The sequence below is a fragment of the Hymenobacter negativus genome (genome assembly GCF_016056375.1).
Classification (GTDB): domain Bacteria; phylum Bacteroidota; class Bacteroidia; order Cytophagales; family Hymenobacteraceae; genus Hymenobacter; species Hymenobacter negativus_A.
Genome location: NZ_JAEDAE010000008.1, coordinates 257,195 through 271,660, shown reverse-complemented (window position 1 = coordinate 271,660; position 14,466 = coordinate 257,195). Strand labels below are relative to the sequence as shown.

At 62.8% G+C, this 14,466-nt stretch carries 14 protein-coding genes; 3 read left to right on the top strand and 11 right to left on the bottom strand.

Translation table 11 applies throughout. The features are described from left to right. Positions 1 to 61 precede the first annotated feature (61 nt). Both rlmN and I7X13_RS17025 read right to left on the bottom strand, forming a co-directional pair. Complete coding sequence (gene rlmN / locus I7X13_RS17030) at positions 62 to 1,141, bottom strand: 23S rRNA (adenine(2503)-C(2))-methyltransferase RlmN (RefSeq protein ID WP_198069835.1); 1,080 nt, start codon at positions 1,139 to 1,141, stop codon at positions 62 to 64. 118 nt (positions 1,142 to 1,259) lie between these two features. Beyond that, on the bottom strand, positions 1,260 to 1,682 hold the full coding sequence (locus I7X13_RS17025) for a thioesterase family protein (RefSeq protein ID WP_198069836.1): 423 nt from the start codon (positions 1,680 to 1,682) through the stop codon (positions 1,260 to 1,262). A 31-nt stretch (positions 1,683 to 1,713) separates the two neighbouring features. Here I7X13_RS17025 and mnmD point away from each other — a divergent pair, with 31 nt between their 5' ends. Next, positions 1,714 to 2,451: a tRNA (5-methylaminomethyl-2-thiouridine)(34)-methyltransferase MnmD gene (gene mnmD / locus I7X13_RS17020; RefSeq protein ID WP_198076385.1), complete on the top strand. Its 738-nt coding sequence runs from the start codon at positions 1,714 to 1,716 to the stop codon at positions 2,449 to 2,451. 80 nt (positions 2,452 to 2,531) lie between these two features. Here mnmD and I7X13_RS17015 read toward each other — a convergent pair whose 3' ends face one another. The 3 genes from I7X13_RS17015 to I7X13_RS17005 are packed head-to-tail and all read right to left on the bottom strand — an operon-like array spanning position 2,532 to position 5,732. Then, a complete protein-coding gene (locus I7X13_RS17015; RefSeq protein ID WP_198076384.1) occupies positions 2,532 to 3,314 on the bottom strand; it encodes a LytR/AlgR family response regulator transcription factor in 783 nt (260 codons plus the stop codon). Continuing rightward, positions 3,311 to 4,360 (bottom strand): sensor histidine kinase, encoded by a 1,050-nt coding sequence (locus tag I7X13_RS17010; RefSeq protein WP_198076383.1) that lies wholly within the window; start codon positions 4,358 to 4,360, stop codon positions 3,311 to 3,313. Before I7X13_RS17010 ends, I7X13_RS17015 begins: the two co-directional genes overlap by 4 nt. Before the next feature lie 49 nt (positions 4,361 to 4,409). Then, positions 4,410 to 5,732, bottom strand: coding sequence for an erythromycin esterase family protein (locus I7X13_RS17005; protein WP_198076382.1), 1,323 nt, complete (start codon positions 5,730 to 5,732; stop codon positions 4,410 to 4,412). 246 nt (positions 5,733 to 5,978) lie between these two features. Here I7X13_RS17005 and I7X13_RS17000 point away from each other — a divergent pair, with 246 nt between their 5' ends. Together I7X13_RS17000 and I7X13_RS16995 are read left to right on the top strand one after the other, a co-directional pair. Then, positions 5,979 to 7,265: a DUF2157 domain-containing protein gene (locus I7X13_RS17000; RefSeq protein WP_198076381.1), complete on the top strand. Its 1,287-nt coding sequence runs from the start codon at positions 5,979 to 5,981 to the stop codon at positions 7,263 to 7,265. Between the two features lie 5 nt (positions 7,266 to 7,270). Beyond that, complete coding sequence (locus I7X13_RS16995) at positions 7,271 to 7,822, top strand: GDYXXLXY domain-containing protein (RefSeq protein WP_198076380.1); 552 nt, start codon at positions 7,271 to 7,273, stop codon at positions 7,820 to 7,822. A 66-nt stretch (positions 7,823 to 7,888) separates the two neighbouring features. Here the strand turns inward: I7X13_RS16995 and I7X13_RS16990 are convergent, their stop codons facing one another. The 6 genes from I7X13_RS16990 to rimO all read right to left on the bottom strand — a co-directional run bounded on the left by I7X13_RS16990 (position 7,889) and on the right by rimO (position 14,427). Beyond that, positions 7,889 to 8,734, bottom strand: a complete 846-nt coding sequence (locus I7X13_RS16990; protein WP_233454823.1) for an energy transducer TonB — start codon at positions 8,732 to 8,734, stop codon at positions 7,889 to 7,891. A gap of 134 nt (positions 8,735 to 8,868) precedes the next feature. Beyond that, positions 8,869 to 9,459 (bottom strand): 5-formyltetrahydrofolate cyclo-ligase, encoded by a 591-nt coding sequence (locus I7X13_RS16985; RefSeq protein WP_198076379.1) that lies wholly within the window; start codon positions 9,457 to 9,459, stop codon positions 8,869 to 8,871. A 28-nt stretch (positions 9,460 to 9,487) separates the two neighbouring features. After that, positions 9,488 to 10,468, bottom strand: coding sequence for an XAC2610-related protein (locus tag I7X13_RS16980; protein ID WP_198076378.1), 981 nt, complete (start codon positions 10,466 to 10,468; stop codon positions 9,488 to 9,490). A gap of 45 nt (positions 10,469 to 10,513) precedes the next feature. After that, on the bottom strand, positions 10,514 to 12,115 hold the full coding sequence (gene bshC / locus I7X13_RS16975) for a bacillithiol biosynthesis cysteine-adding enzyme BshC (protein WP_198076377.1): 1,602 nt from the start codon (positions 12,113 to 12,115) through the stop codon (positions 10,514 to 10,516). 97 nt (positions 12,116 to 12,212) lie between these two features. Then, positions 12,213 to 13,025, bottom strand: a complete 813-nt coding sequence (locus I7X13_RS16970; protein ID WP_198076376.1) for a phytanoyl-CoA dioxygenase family protein — start codon at positions 13,023 to 13,025, stop codon at positions 12,213 to 12,215. A gap of 88 nt (positions 13,026 to 13,113) precedes the next feature. Then, the gene (gene rimO, locus I7X13_RS16965) at positions 13,114 to 14,427 is read right to left on the bottom strand and encodes a 30S ribosomal protein S12 methylthiotransferase RimO (protein WP_198076375.1); all 1,314 of its coding nucleotides are present in this window, start codon (positions 14,425 to 14,427) and stop codon (positions 13,114 to 13,116) included. Positions 14,428 to 14,466 lie beyond the last annotated feature (39 nt).

The following is a 14,466-nucleotide window of genomic DNA, read 5'->3' as shown; positions in this document are numbered from 1 at the left end:
GCCTTGCTGCAAATTCAATGCAGCAAGGCCCGGCCTTTTGGGAACGTAAGCGCCGCCGATTCTAAGCCGCCGTCTTTTCCTCCTTCACCGCCAGCTGACCGCAAGCCGCGTCGATGTCCTTGCCGCGCGAGCGGCGGATATTGGTTTGCACACCACGGTCGGCCAGGAACTTGTGGAAGGCGGTGATTTTGTCGGCCTCCGCGTTCTGGTAGCTGGCGTTGTCGATGGGGTTGTACTCAATCAGGTTGATTTTGCAGGGCAGCCACTTGCTGATTTTCAGCAGCTCGGCTGCGTCGTCCAGCCCGTCGTTGAAGCCGTCGAACACGATGTATTCATACGTGACTTTGCGGCCGGTTTTCTGGTGGTAGTACTGCAGGGCTTCCTTCAGCGCGGCCAGCGAGTTGGCCTCGTTGATGGGCATGATTTCGTTGCGCTTCACGTCCGTCGGGGCGTGCAGCGAGAGGGCCAGGTTGGCCTTCACGTCGTCATCGGCCAGCTTTTTAATCATCTTGGCAATGCCGGCCGTGCTGATGGTGATGCGGCGCGGGGCCATGTTCAGGCCATCGGGCGCGGTGATACGGCGCACGCTTTCCACCACGTTGGCGTAGTTGAGCAGCGGCTCGCCCATGCCCATGTACACGATGTTGGTGAGCGGCGTGCCGTACTGGGCCTCGCACTGCTCCCGGATGCGTACCACCTGGTCGTATATCTCGGCCGCGTCGAGGTTGCGCTTGCGGTCCATGTAGCCCGTAGCGCAGAACTTGCACGTGAGCGAGCAGCCCACCTGCGAGCTGATGCAGGCCGTCATGCGCGTGTCGTGCGGGATGAGCACGCCTTCCACCACGTTGCCATCGTAGAGCTTGAAAGCCGATTTGATGGTGCCGTCGTTGCTGAGCTGCTTGTTTTGCACCGTCACGCCGTTGATGACGAAGTGCTGGTCGAGCAGCTCGCGGGTGGCCACTGAGATGTTGTTCATCTCCTCAAACGTGGCGGCCGTGTTCTTCCACAGCCACTCCGTTACCTGCTTGGCGCGGAAGGGCTTCTCGCCGTGCTCCACCATAAAGGCCTTGAGCTCGTCGGGCGAGGTTTTGCGGATATCACGCTTCTTAACGGTGGGGGCGAGGGGCAATTCTAGCAGCATAGTGCAAAGATACAAGCCAACAGGGCGTTGGGTTCCCGGCGCGGCTGTCATTCCGAGCGCAGCGAGGAATCTGGGTAATGCGTTTGGCTCAGATTCCTCGCTGCGCTCGGAATAACAGTTATAGCCGCGCGGCCAGCTCCGGCGGCAGCGGGCGCAACTTCCGGATGTTGTAGTCGAAGCAGAGCATGCCGGTTTTGGCGCGGGCTATTTCCTTGCCGGCTTGGTTGTGCACGTGGTACACCACGTCGAAGCCGTACTTGCTGAGGTCGTTACCGGCCATCTGGAAGCGCAGCACGTCGCCGTGGAAGGCTTCGCCTTTGTATTCCACGGCCACGTCCACCATGATGAGGCCGAGCTTGGTAACGGCATCGTAGTCACTGTCCAGGCCCACCGAGCGCAGGAAATGCACCCGCGCCTCGTGCAGCAGGCCCAGCAGGGCATCGTTGCCGAGGTGCCCACCATAGTTGAGGTCGGTGATGCGGACCGGAATGTCGGTGGCGAAGGGGAAGGCGGCGGGCAGGGCTACTTTTACGCGGGGCATCTTTGCAAGGAGTGAATGAGTAACTGAGCGAATGAGTGAATTGGAAAACGAGCAACGAGGCAACCATAATCCATCTTTTTCTGACGAGCCAAAGGTAGAAGTGCGTCGCACGGCCGACGGCTCGGCCACGCTGTTTGTACCGGCCCTGAACGAGCATTACCACTCGCAGCACGGGGCACGGCAGGAGTCGGCGCACGTATTCATCCGGCACGGGCTGCTGCCGCTGCTCCCTGCCACTGCCGAAACCGGTCAACCCCTGCGTATCCTCGAAATTGGCCTCGGTACCGGCCTGAACGCCCTGCTGACGCTGGATGCGGCCCAGGCCGCCGGCGCCGCCATCGAGTACGACGGCCTCGAAACCTTCCCGCTGCCGCCCGCCATAGTAGCCGCCCTGCAGCCTGAGTGGGACGAGCGGGGCACTCCCCTCAAAGAGCTATTTGCTGAGTTGCACGCCGCGCCCTGGAATGTGCTGGTAGAGCTGCGGCCCGGCTTCCGGCTGCGCAAACTGCACCAGGCGCTGCAAGCCGCCATGCTGCCCGCCGTGCATTACCACCTCATCTATTTCGATGCCTTCGCCCCCGAAAAACAGCCCGAGCTGTGGAGCGAGGCCATATTTTCCCAGCTCCATGCCGCCGCTGCGCCCGGCGCGGTGCTGGTGAGCTACTGCGCCCAAGGCCAGTTCCGGCGCAACCTGCGCGCTGCTGGCTGGCTCACCGAAAAGCTGCCCGGCCCGCCCGGCAAGCGCGAAATGACGCGGGCACGGAAATGAAGCCGTAGCGTGGACTCTGTGAGTCCGCGCCTGCCCGAACGACACCCGCCACACGCGGACCCGCAAAGTCCACGCTACAATTACCCCTCCAGCCAGCGGCGAAACTCGGGCGTTTGGGCGGCGCTGGTGGTGAGGGTGACGCCGGGCGCGCGCAGCTTCACGGCGAGGCGGTTGTTGAAATACGGCTCGGCCCGCTCGATGAAGGCTACATTCACCAGCTCGGAACGGTTGAGGCGGCCGAAGCGGCTGGGGTCGAGCTGGCGCTCCAGCTCCGCCAGCGTGCCGCTGAGGGGGTAGCGTGTGCCGGCCCCGTCGATGGCGAAAGTCACGCCTTCGTCGGCTTGCAGGTAGGCGATGTCGTCGGTCTGGAGCAGGTGGAGGCCGTTGCGCATCCGGACCGAAAAGCGCTGCTTGTAGGTCGGCTGGCTGTGCTGGCGCAGCGCTTGGGTCAGCTCGCGCATCACGTCGGGCGGCAGGCTGGGCGTGGCAGCCGGCGGTGGCGCGAAACTGGTGCGCAGCCGTTCGTACTTGGCCAGGGCAGCCTGCAATTGCTCCAAGGTGAAGGGCTTGAGCAGGTAGGCAATGCCATTGCCCCGAAACGCGGCCAGCAGAAACTGGTCGTAGGCCGTGGTGAAGATGATGGGGCAAGCGACGGGAAACTGCTCGTACAGCGAAAAAACGTTGCCGTCGAGCAATTCAATATCCGAGAGAATGAGGTCGGGTAGGGGATGGGTTTGGAGCCAGGCCAGGGCCTTTTCCACGCTGCGGAGCACGGGCGGCGGGGTGGCGTACCCGGCCTGGGCCAGCAGCTGCGTGAGCTGGCGGGCAGCGGGCTCCTCGTCTTCCAGAATCAGGATATTCATGCGCTAACGAGCGGCTGGGCCACGGCGGCCCGGCGGGCCTGGCGCAGCAGCGGAATGGTGACCGTAAATGAATCGGCGAGGGCTTCGACCCGGATTTCCTGCTGAAACAGCAGCCGGTACCGCTCGCGCAAGTTGGCCAGCCCCGTGCCGGCCGACTCCACGGGCGTGCGCTTGGGCCGGCGGGCGTGGCGCACGGTAAGGGCCGTGGCCGTGGCTTCGAGGCTAATGAGCAGGGGCACGTCTTCGTTGCCGGCGTTATGCTTAATGGCGTTTTCGAGCAGCAGCTGAATGGTGCCGGGCACCAGCAACAGCTCGGCTACGTCGGCCGCCGGGGGCAGCTGCTGGCTGAATTCGTAGGCCGCCCCGAAGCGGTGGCGCAGCAGGTACACGTATTCGTCGGCAAACTGCAGCTCCTCGGCCAAGGGTACCACGTCCTCGTGCTGGTGCCGGATGAGGAAGCGGTAGAGCGCCGCCAGCCGCGTCACAAACTCGTTGGCGCCCGCCGGGTCTTCCTGAATAAGGCCACGCAGCACGTTAAGGTTGTTGAACAGAAAGTGCGGGTCAAGCTGTGCCTTGAGGTTGCGCAGGGCACTTTCGGCCTGGGCCTTTTGCAGCAGCAGTACATGGCGCTGGGCCTCAAAATAGCGCTTGCCGGTGAGCAGCACGGCCAGCAGACCGTAGCTTTTGGCGTGGGCCACGGCCCCCAGCACAATGTGCGACCCCGCCAGGCTGATGGGATGCCCCAGCAGCCGGCCATACAGGCCGAGGTAGGCGCTGCCGCTCAGCACCAGAAACGGCAGTAGCAGCCCCAGCCCCAGCCAGTGCCGCCCCCGAAGAAACAGCGGAAGCAGCCCGCCCACCAGCAGCGCCACGGTGGCGGTATCGAACAGCACGGTGGCCGCCACCACGGGCAGCACCTGCCTGGCGCCGCCGCCGGTATCGGCCCGGTACTGCAGCAGCAGCACCGGGGCCACCACCAGCCAGTAGGCGGCCACCAGCTGCAGGTCGGAGCGCGAAGGCCGCTGGCCGGTAAATAAGGAGCTCATGCGGAATGGAAAAAACGGGCCGGTTGGCAATATGCACCCGGATGCGGGGTTAGCGGCGGCCAACGGGGCCGGTGGCGGGCCGCAGCGGTTGCACCGGGCCCGAGTCGCGCACCAGCAGCAGGTACTGCGCGTAGGCCGCTGCCGGCACCTGGGGTTGGAACTGCAACTGCTGGTCGGCGGGCATGCCCGGCGCGTAGCGCAGCCGGATGGGCTGGCGCAGGCTGGCCGCGCCCGGCGCATCGAGCCGGAACAGGGTGCTGCTGCCGGGCGCGGTGCGCTGCTTCAGCTCGGCCAGGCCTTCCAGCACCACCAGCGGGCCGTCGTGGTTGAATTTGTCGGTGATGCTGTAGGGCTGGCTGGGCGTTTGCCAAGGCGCGGGCAGCCCGGCGCTGGGGTATAGCATCTGGCAGCCGCTGAACACGCACAGCACTGAGGCCACCTTGTGGTGCAGCGGCAGAGTACTTTGACGGATGCGGGCCGCCAGCATGGTAAAATTGCCCTGCACGGGGCTTTGCAGCACATGGGCCAGGCCCCACATGCCGTAGAGCTTTTCGCGGTCCAGCCGCTTGGTGCGGTACACGGTTTCGAAGTTGGCAAACAGCATGGCCTCGCGGCTCAGGCCCTGTCCGGCGTAAGCGAGGTTGCGCAGCAACAGCGCCAGGTTGGCGTAATTATCAGCCCCGAGGGCCTGCTGGTACCGTGCCGCCGGGCGCTCCAACTCCTGCGCGGTGCGCGCGCCGAGGGCCGCCAGCGAGCCGGTCGCCGTGCCGCGTAGCAGGGTCATCGCTGAGTCTAGCTGACCGCGCAGTGGGGCGGGCACCGGCTGGCGGGGCAGTAGTGCCCGCACGTAGTCGGCGGCCAGCGGCAGGTCCTGCAAGCCGTCGATGCCCACAAAGCGGATGCGCCGGGCCGCTGGCAGCGTCTGGTTCAAAGCCCGGATGCGCTGGATTTTGTGGTAAAAATCCTGATTGCCCCACTGCGCCCGTCCGGCTACCCAGCTCCGGAACACGCGACGCAAGGTGCTGTCCTGGCCCGTGCGCAGGTATTCGTTCAGGTAGTAGGCTTTGGGGGCATCTACTTCGGCCAGGTAGGTACGCACGCCGGCGCGCTGGTTGAGGTGTTTGAGAAGGGCGAAATCCAGCTCCTGCGGCCGTTGCACGCCGTGCGATTCGCCCAGAAAAAATAGCTGGTTGTCGTAGAATTTCTGGTCGAATAGCTTGAAGTCCGGGGCCTCGCCCACAATGTTTTCCTGTGGCACGCCGGCAAATACCGTTTCGGCCGGCGCCGGGGCGGGCGTTTGGGCGGGGCTGGCAAATGGTAGCCAGAGCAACAGAGCCGTGGCCAGTTGACAAAGCGGAAGCATCAGTTTCATAAGCGTGGGCTTGAGAGTGAAGAATGCCCAAAACAACCCGCCTCACGTCTCTGCCGCCGCTCCGAATCTGGCCAATCAACCCAAAAAAGCCGCGAACCCACGCAAAATTTCGATGAGCTTCAGCCAGGTTTTTACCGTTGAGCCGGCCGGTTTGGCATTTCTCGCCCGGTGCTTTTGCCACCATCAAACCCTGCTACTCCCCCCGCCACTCTGTTTCAGGGCCAAACTTGGCGTTACATTTCGGCCATGTCCCGCAAATTTCTCGATACCGAAAGCCCCGGCTGGGTCACCGATGGCCTCATTAGCGAGGCGCAGCGGCAGCAATTGCTGGCCCGCTACCCGCAAGAAGCGCCCGCCCTGGGCCTGCTCCCCATCCTGGGCAGCGTGCTGGTGGGCCTGAGCGGCCTGAGCGTGGTGGCTGCCAACTGGCAGGGCCTGCCCGCAGCCCTGCGGCTGGCGCTGCTGCTGGGCAGTCTGCTGGGCAGCTACAGCGCCGGGGCCTATTTCCTGCGCCGTGGCAACCCCGACCTTGGTCACGGCCTCATCGGCCTTGGGCTGCTGCTATTCGGGGCCAGCATCATCCTCACCAGCCAGCTTTTTCAGCTGGTGGGCTACGATGCCAGCGGCTTGTTGGCCTGGGTGATAGCCGGCACCGCCCTGAGCTATGTGTACGGCTCGCGGCTGCTGGTGCTGCTCACGGTGCTCATCGGCGCAGCGGTGCAGACGTACTGCGTCGAGTCGCTGGGAATTTTCAGCTACGTCACGGCCTGGCTGGTGGTGGGCGGCATGGGCTACTACTGGTGGCGGCGGCCCGATACCGTGAGCGCCACCGTCCTGGCGGTGGGCTTGCTGTGGCAGGCGGGGCTGTTCATCATTGTGCAGCATTCCAAAATCACCTGGTTTTTCGTGCCGGCCATGCTCATCTACGCAGCCGGCGACTGGCAGCCCAACCGCGCCGGCGGGCGGGCCCTGCAGGTGCCCTCGTTGGTAGCGGCGTATCTGTTCATGTTCGGGCTGGCCATTTTTGGTGAGGCCGACGCCTATGCCAACATCCTGCGGCCGCCGCTGCTGCCCTACCTGGCAGCGTTGGTGGCGGTGCTGGCCGTGTCGGTGGCCGGCAAGCGGGCGCGGGGCCGCCTCGGTACACTGCCTGAGTGGCTGTTGCTGCTGCCGGGGTTTTACCTCTCGGGCGGGCTGTCGTTGGCCGTGGCTACACTGGTGGTGCTGTATGCCCACGCCGGCTCGGTGCTGGCCCGCGCCAACCGCGAGCATGACCCCGAGCAGCTTACCATTGGCGCGGTGCTGTTTGTGGCCGCTACGGCGGTGGCCTATTTCAAGCTCACCTGGGGCTTCATGGATAAGTCGCTGTTTTTCCTGCTGGGCGGCGTCCTGCTGCTGGGCCTGAGCTGGTACCTGCGCCGCCGCAATGCTCAGGTGCTGGCTGCCGCTGCGCCACTGGTCGCCCAGCAGGCCGGCACGCCGCCAACATCAGCTGCCGCACCTGAAGCCCCCGAGCCAACTCATAACTCATAATTAACGTGACCGACCTGCTCTCCTGGTTTTCGGCCCCGGCGCGCCGCCGCCCGCTGCTGCGGGCGCTGGTGGCCGCGCAGGTGCTCTACGTGCTGGGCGTGGCCGGCGCGGGCTACGCCACCACGGCCCTGGGCCAGCGGGTAATCCTAGCCACCACGCCCATCGACCCCAAGGATTTGCTCTACGGCGACTTTGTACGCCTGCACTACGCCATCAGTGCCACCCCCCTGAGCGCCTGGCACGGCTCCGGGGCGCCCCAACGTCGGCAGGCCGTGTTCGTGCTGCTAGCCACGGGGGCCGACAGCCTCAGCACGGCCGTGGGCGTGTATCCGCAAGCGCCTAAGGCTGGCGCAGGACAGGCGGTGTTGCGCGGCTGGGTCACGGATGTGTACCGGGGCTCATTCGCCCTGCGCTTCAACCTGGAGCGCTACTATGTGCCCGAAGGCAGTGGCCTGCGCCTCGAAAAAGCCGGCCGCCTGCATCCGCTGCGGGTGCGTGTCAGCATCGCGCCGTGGGGCCAGGCCCGCATTACGAGCGTGGACGCGGCGACGAAGTAATGACGCAAAAAGCCCGCCGTGCTGCGTTTGCACGGCGGGCTTTTTGGTTCAGAGGGCTGAACTGATTTACTGAATTTTGAAACTAATAGGCACGGTATAAGCCACGCTGACGGCCCGGCCGTTTTGCTTGCCAGGGGTGAATCGGGGCAGGGTTTTTACTGCACGGATGGTTTCTTCATCAAGCCCATAGCCTAAGCCTTTTACCACCTTTACATCAGAAACGTCGCCCACGGAATTCACCACGAAGCTGACGTATATCTTCCCCTCAACCTGATTGCTAAGGGCCGATGCCGGGTATTTCACGGCCTTCTGAATAGCTGCTACAATGGCTTTCTGGCCGCCACCGCCCGGCAGTTCCGGCATCTGCTCCACGTAGAAATAAGCGGATTCTTTTACTACATCACTTCCTATTTCTTTGGGTCCGCTGTTGTCGGTCAGGGGCCCCAGGTCGGCTGTCGAATTCTCGCCAGGGGTGGTGACGGCGGAAATTGTGCTATTTTCCAATAGCTTATGGTCTGGTACATCTTCCGTTGCTTGGTCATCGGGCGCAACTTTCATTTCGGTGAAACGCGTAGTGGCCAGATGTTGGACAGGAGCAGCCGGCAGCACTGACTTGGGCGGTGCGGTTATCGGAGGTGGCGTAATCACCTTTTCAGGTGCTAGCGGCGGCGCAATGAGCGTCACCTTGCCTTTGTCAGCATCAGTCGGCGCTACTACCACGTCCTCCTTCAGCAGCTGCGCCAGCAGCGGAAACACCAGCAGCAGCGCCAGCATAGCCGTGGCAATAATCAACGCCCGCGTCATGTGGCGCTGGTAGAGGGCCCGAAGCTCGTAGGCCCCGTAGTGGCGGTTGCGACCATCGAACACGATGTCGTCGAGGCTGGCCGTGGCCAGCTGGGCATTGGTCATCATAATGTGGCGGATATTAGGTGAAAGATACCCGGCCAACGCAGCGCATTATTGCCTTATTGTGAGAATATTATGAATAATAATTTATTCTCAATCCGTATAATAAATAGATTAATACTGCGTTTTTGCCGGATGCCTCAAAACCGCCACACGCCGCCCGGCGTGATACAGGCCGTGAGCGGCACATCGGTGGGCAGTACATCGGGAATGGCGGCCACGGGGGGCTCATCTAGCACATTCAAGCCGATGAACTGCGTATCCGGCCGGCACTGGGCCAGAAATCGGTCGTAAAATCCTCCCCCGTAACCTATGCGGTGGCCGGCGCGGTCCACGGCCAGCAGCGGCACCAGCACGGCATCGAAAGCAATGGTGGGCACTTCCGTATCAGCTATTGCGGCGGGCTCCGGGATGCCCCAGCGGCTGGACTGTAGCGGCGTGGCCGGCGTCAATTCATAGTGGCGCAGCGAAATACCATCGGCCTGCACTACGGGCGCGGCCAGTCGCACCGGCAGCTTTTCAGTCCAGATGCGGTGGATAATCGGCCACGTATCCGGCTCATTGCGCCGGGCCAGCGGCAGAAACAGGTGCAGCCAGCGCCACTGCGCCACCGGGAAATACTGGAAGAGTTGCTCGCACAATTGCTGGCTGCGTTGGGCGACTTCGGCGGCCGGCAGGGCCAGGCGACGGGCAAGGGCGGCGCGGCGGAAAGTGACTTTGGTGGTGGACATGGCTATTTGCAGGCGCGACGCTCGCTGACTACAAGTCCTTGAGATGTGGATACCGTTCGAAGGTGCGCTTACCTATCAGCACGAGGTGATTATTTACCACGCGGTATTCCGCTTCAGTTACGACTCCGTAAGTGTTAGTTGGTGTGTATTTATATACTCGCTTCTTCTTGGCATCGAAGGTGAGGCCGATTCCCTGAAAACCACTCGCAATGAATTGCTTGGCAGCAGGGTCGTACAAAAAATACTGACTCGTGCTGTTGTTGTAGCCAAACGAAGCCAAATCCGGTGTTTCCGCGTCATCCTCGTAAATGGAGAAGTCCAGCAACCCGTCGAAGTTGTAATCGTCAACTGATACGTTGTGCGACCCAATGGCCCGGCAGTTGACCGGAAATTGCTGAATTATGCGGTTGGTTTTCTTTTCAATGACTTGCACGGCTTTCACCCGGGTCGCCGGGTCGTTGCTTTTGCCTGTCAGCAGCGTTTTAAAATAATAATCTGGTGCGGCATCCATTTGCAGCGCGGTGGGCGGCGCCGCTGCCGTACCCGCATCATCGGGGCCGGTTGTTAGCGTCAGCGTTAGGGGAAGCTGCCGTTTTGTGGTCAGGCTGCGCCAGGTTCCGTGCAGTACCGGGGTGCTAAACGAAAAGGCCGGAATGGTGAATGTGGCGGTCGGCTTGTACTTGGTTTTGAAGAGGGTTTGCTGCGTAATCGGGCGGTCGGCAGTGTACTCCGTCAAGACGAGAGCTCCGTGGCGTATGTTGCTATTCAGTACGATAGGGGTCCCGACTTTTGAGTAGAGGTACACGCCTATTCCCCGCGGGAGAATAATTTGTTCCAACAACATTTCAACGCGAGCCCCACCGAGCTGCCCTGTATAGCTGGCCTGGGCGGTTGCCGGGCGTACCACGCCCAGCACCATGCCGCCAATGGCAGCCAGCCTCCCTATCCACTTACCGCTGATGCCCGGCACGGCCGCCGTTGGTCCAAAGAATGCAGGAAGTGGCCGCAAAAATCTCACAGCAGAAGCCTAATGAATGATTAGCTTCAAAAATACTTATTCCTCCTCCAGCACCGTGAACTCCAGCGCCAGCGGCTCAAACGCCTCAATGAGCTGCCCGATAAAGCCGGGGTTATTAATCAGGATGCTGAGCACGTTCTCGCTGCGTTCCTGCAAGCCGCCGCCGGGGAATAGCTTGTCCTTGAGGGCAGCCAGCTGGGTGTAGGCGGTTTCGTGCTTCATTTCCGCCGCCTTGCTCAGGCGCTTTTCGAGGCCGGCGAGGCCGGCGGCGGCTTTCTGGGCCTCGGCGGCCACGGTTTTTACCAGGGTGGGGTCGAGGCGCTGGGCCAGGTCCTGCACCTGCTGGAACGATGCGGCCAGGGCCTGCTGCTGCTCTTTCAGGCTGATTTCTTCCTGGCCGAGGGCCGCGCCCACCTGCTTCTTCAGCTCCGGCAGCGGCCGGAAAATTTCGTGCGTAGTCAGCCCCAGCTTCTTGAGCTTGCCCGCGTTGGCCCGGCTGATGTACTCGGCCGAATTGCGCGGCAGCACAATGGGAAACGGCACGCCAAACGCCGCAAATACCTCCTTCAGCTGGAACCAGTATGCCACCTCGGCCCCGCCGCCGATGTACACCAGGTTAGGCAGCAGAATTTCCTGGTACACCGGCCGCAGCACCACGTTGGGGCTGAACTGCTCGGGGTGTGCCTTCGCCAGGGCCAGCAATTCGGCCTGGCTGTGGCATTTCGCGGTGTTGCGGATGGTCACTTCCACGCAGTCGGCCCCGCTGGCGTCGGGTTCCAGGCGCTCGCGCTTGCCTTCGTCGGTGATGAAAAACAGGTTCACGGGCCGCGAATACACCTGCGGCTTGTAGCCCGCGGCGGTCAGGCGGGCGTTGGTGGCCTGCACGGCGGCATTTGAGGCGTGCGTTCCAATTTCCTTTTCCAGCAGCGGTACCAGAGCCTGTTTCAGGGCCGGGCGGTCGGCGTCCAGTGTCACCAGGCCGAACTCGCCGAAGAGGGAATCAGCCAGCTTGCGAGTGGCTTCGGCCAGCGTTTTCGATTCGGAATAAGCCTTATGGAAAGCGGCCGGTACCTCAGGCGGTAGCTGGCTCAGCAGCTGCTCGCTGAGACCGTCGAGCGGGAGGCGGCCCACCGGGCCGCCGGTGCCGGCCGCGTCCCAGGCATAGGTTTTGCCGAAAAGCGAGAAGTGGTTGATTTCGGCAAAGTCATGGTCCTCGGTGGCCATCCAGTACACCGGCACGAAATCGTATTGCGGGTATTTCGCCTTCAACTCCCGGCTCAGCTTGATGGCCGACACAATTTTATAGATGAAATACAGCGGCCCCGTGAGCAGGTTGAGCTGGTGCCCCGTCGTCACGGTGAAGGTGGTGGGCTCGGCCAGCAGCAGCAGGTTGGCTTCGATGGCTGGCTCCGGCTCGGGGGCCAAGCCATATTGGTCGCGCAGGGCGGCCACCAGCCGCTTGCGGGCTTCGGGCGAGTAACTGGCCTTCTTCTCTTCAATCTGGGCGGCGAAGTTTTCCAGCGCCGGAAAGCGGTGGTAAAACGGCGCCAGGGCCGGGTTTTGGGCAATGTAATCGGTCAGCAGGCCCGAGAATGCGCCGGTTTCGGCGTAGGGCAGTGTGGTACAGCGAGTAGGCATGAGGGGAATACGAGCAAGGCCGGGTTCGGTATGAACCCGGGCCAATGGCAAAAGTCCGCACAAAACCCGGCCCCGGCCGAAAAGTTAAACCCCACGCTTATTCAGCCGCCCAAAACCGCATTTCCAGCGAAAGACGCGTGGCGTCCTCATTCAAATTCACGGCCCCGCCGTGTAGCAGGTAAGGCGAGAAAATCATGACCTCCTCCGGCCCCGGGTTGGGACGCAGCAGGTGCAGCGGCTGGGCCGAGGCCACCACGCCAGGCACGCTGTACTGCGCGCCGTTGTACACGGCCCCGGCGTGGGTGCGCGTCAGCTGGTCTTCGGGCCACCAGTGCGAGCCGGGCAGCAGCGCCAGCGACGAATCGGCGGTGCTGCCCGCCAGCGGGAAGTAAATGTTGATGCCATTGCGCAGCCGGTCCAGCCACACGTCGCGGTGCAGCGGGTTGTTGTCGGAGCGCCGGGGCCGCACAATGCGCAGGTGAAACTGCGCCCGGCCCAGCGCCGGGTTATGGGCACTGATGGGCCGGCCGCAGAGCTCAGCCACCCGCGCTTCGAGCGTGGCCACCGGCAGGGGCAGGGCTGCGAGCGGGCAGGTGGTGGTTTGCTGCACCACGGCCAGGTGGCGGGCATCGTCGTCGCCAACCAGCCGGTGGTATTCGGTCACGGGCCAGTCGGCCGGAATATCAAACCCCGCATTGCGCACGGCCGTGCGTACCAGCTCAATCAGGCCTTCGCGCAGAGTGGCATTTTCGGCCGGCGTGAGCCAGGGCGCCACCGTGTAGCCGGCCGCCGCCCAGGGCTGCGTGGCCGTCAGGTCGACGTCATTGGCCAGCAGGATTTCGGCCGCGCCGGGGCTGGCGGGGCCCTCCACGCGGTACTCGATGTCCTGCTGGTTGAGGCGGGCTTTCATGCGGGGGAGGTAGAGACGCATATTTGCATCTCGTCGTTGAGCGATAACCGGTGAATTGGTCTAGACGACGAGACGCAAGTATGCGTCTCTACACCAGGTGGCCGTACAGGTCGAAATCCGAAGCCGAGTCAATCTTCACATTCGCGAAGTCGCCCAGACGCACAAACGTGTCCTTTTCCACCGGCACCAGCACTTCGTTGTCCACCTCGGGCGAGTCAAATTCGGTACGGCCCACGAAGTGGCCACTCTCCTTGCGGTCGAACAGCACCTTGTAGGTCTGGCCCACGCGGGCCTCGTTCAGCTCCATCGAAATGCCCTGCTGCAGCTCCATGATGGCGTCGGCGCGCTCCTGCTTCAGCTCGGCCGGCACGTCGTCCACGAGGGTGTGCGAGTGGGTGTTTTCCTCGTGCGAGTAGGTGAAGATGCCCAGGCGCTCGAAGCGCGTCTGCTCCACGAAATCATACATTTCCTGGAAGTCCTGTTCGGTTTCGCCGGGGTGGCCGCTGATGAGCGTGGTGCGCAGCGCAATGCCCGGCACGCGCTGCCGAATGGTGTCCACCAGCTCGATGGTGCGGCGCTTGGTGATGCCCCGGCGCATGGTTTTTAGCATGTTGTCGGAGCCGTGCTGCAAGGGCATATCCAGGTATTTGCAAATGTTTTCGCGCTCGGCCATCACGTCCAGCGCATCCAGCGGGAATTGCGAGGGGTAGGCGTACTGCAGGCGAATCCAGTCGATGCCGTTCACGTCGGACAGGTTGCGCAGCAGGTCGGCCAGCTTGCGCTCGCCGTAGTGCTGCAGTCCGTAGTAGGTCAGGTCCTGAGCGATGAGAATCAGCTCTTTGGTGCCCATGCCGGCCAGGCGCTTGGCTTCCTTCACCAGGTCCTCAATGGGCCGGTCCACGTGCTTGCCGCGCATCAGCGGGATGGCGCAGAACGAGCAGGGGCGGTTGCAGCCCTCGGCGATTTTGAAGTAGGCATAGTGCTTGGGCGTGGTAATCAGGCGCTCGCCGACCAGCTCGTGCTTGTAGTCGGCGTTCAGCGTCTTCAGCATCTGGGGCAGCTCCAGGGTGCCGAAATAGGCATCCACCTGCGGAATTTCCACCTCCAGCTCGTCTTTGTAGCGCTGCGAGAGGCAGCCCGTTACGTAGAGCTTTTCGAGGCGGCCGGCTTCTTTTTCGTCGGCGTAGCGCAGAATGGTGTCGATGCTTTCCTGCTTGGCGTTGTCGATGAAGCCGCAGGTGTTGATGATGACGATGTTGGCGTCCGATTTCTCGGCCTCGTGCGTCACATCGAACTGGTTGGCCTGCAACTGGCCCATCAGGACTTCCGAGTCCACGATGTTCTTCGAGCAGCCGAGGGTGATGACGTTTACCTTATTCTGGGTCTGATTTCTAACTTTCATGAATCACAATATTGCCAGTGCCCATCCGGGGCGGGATGG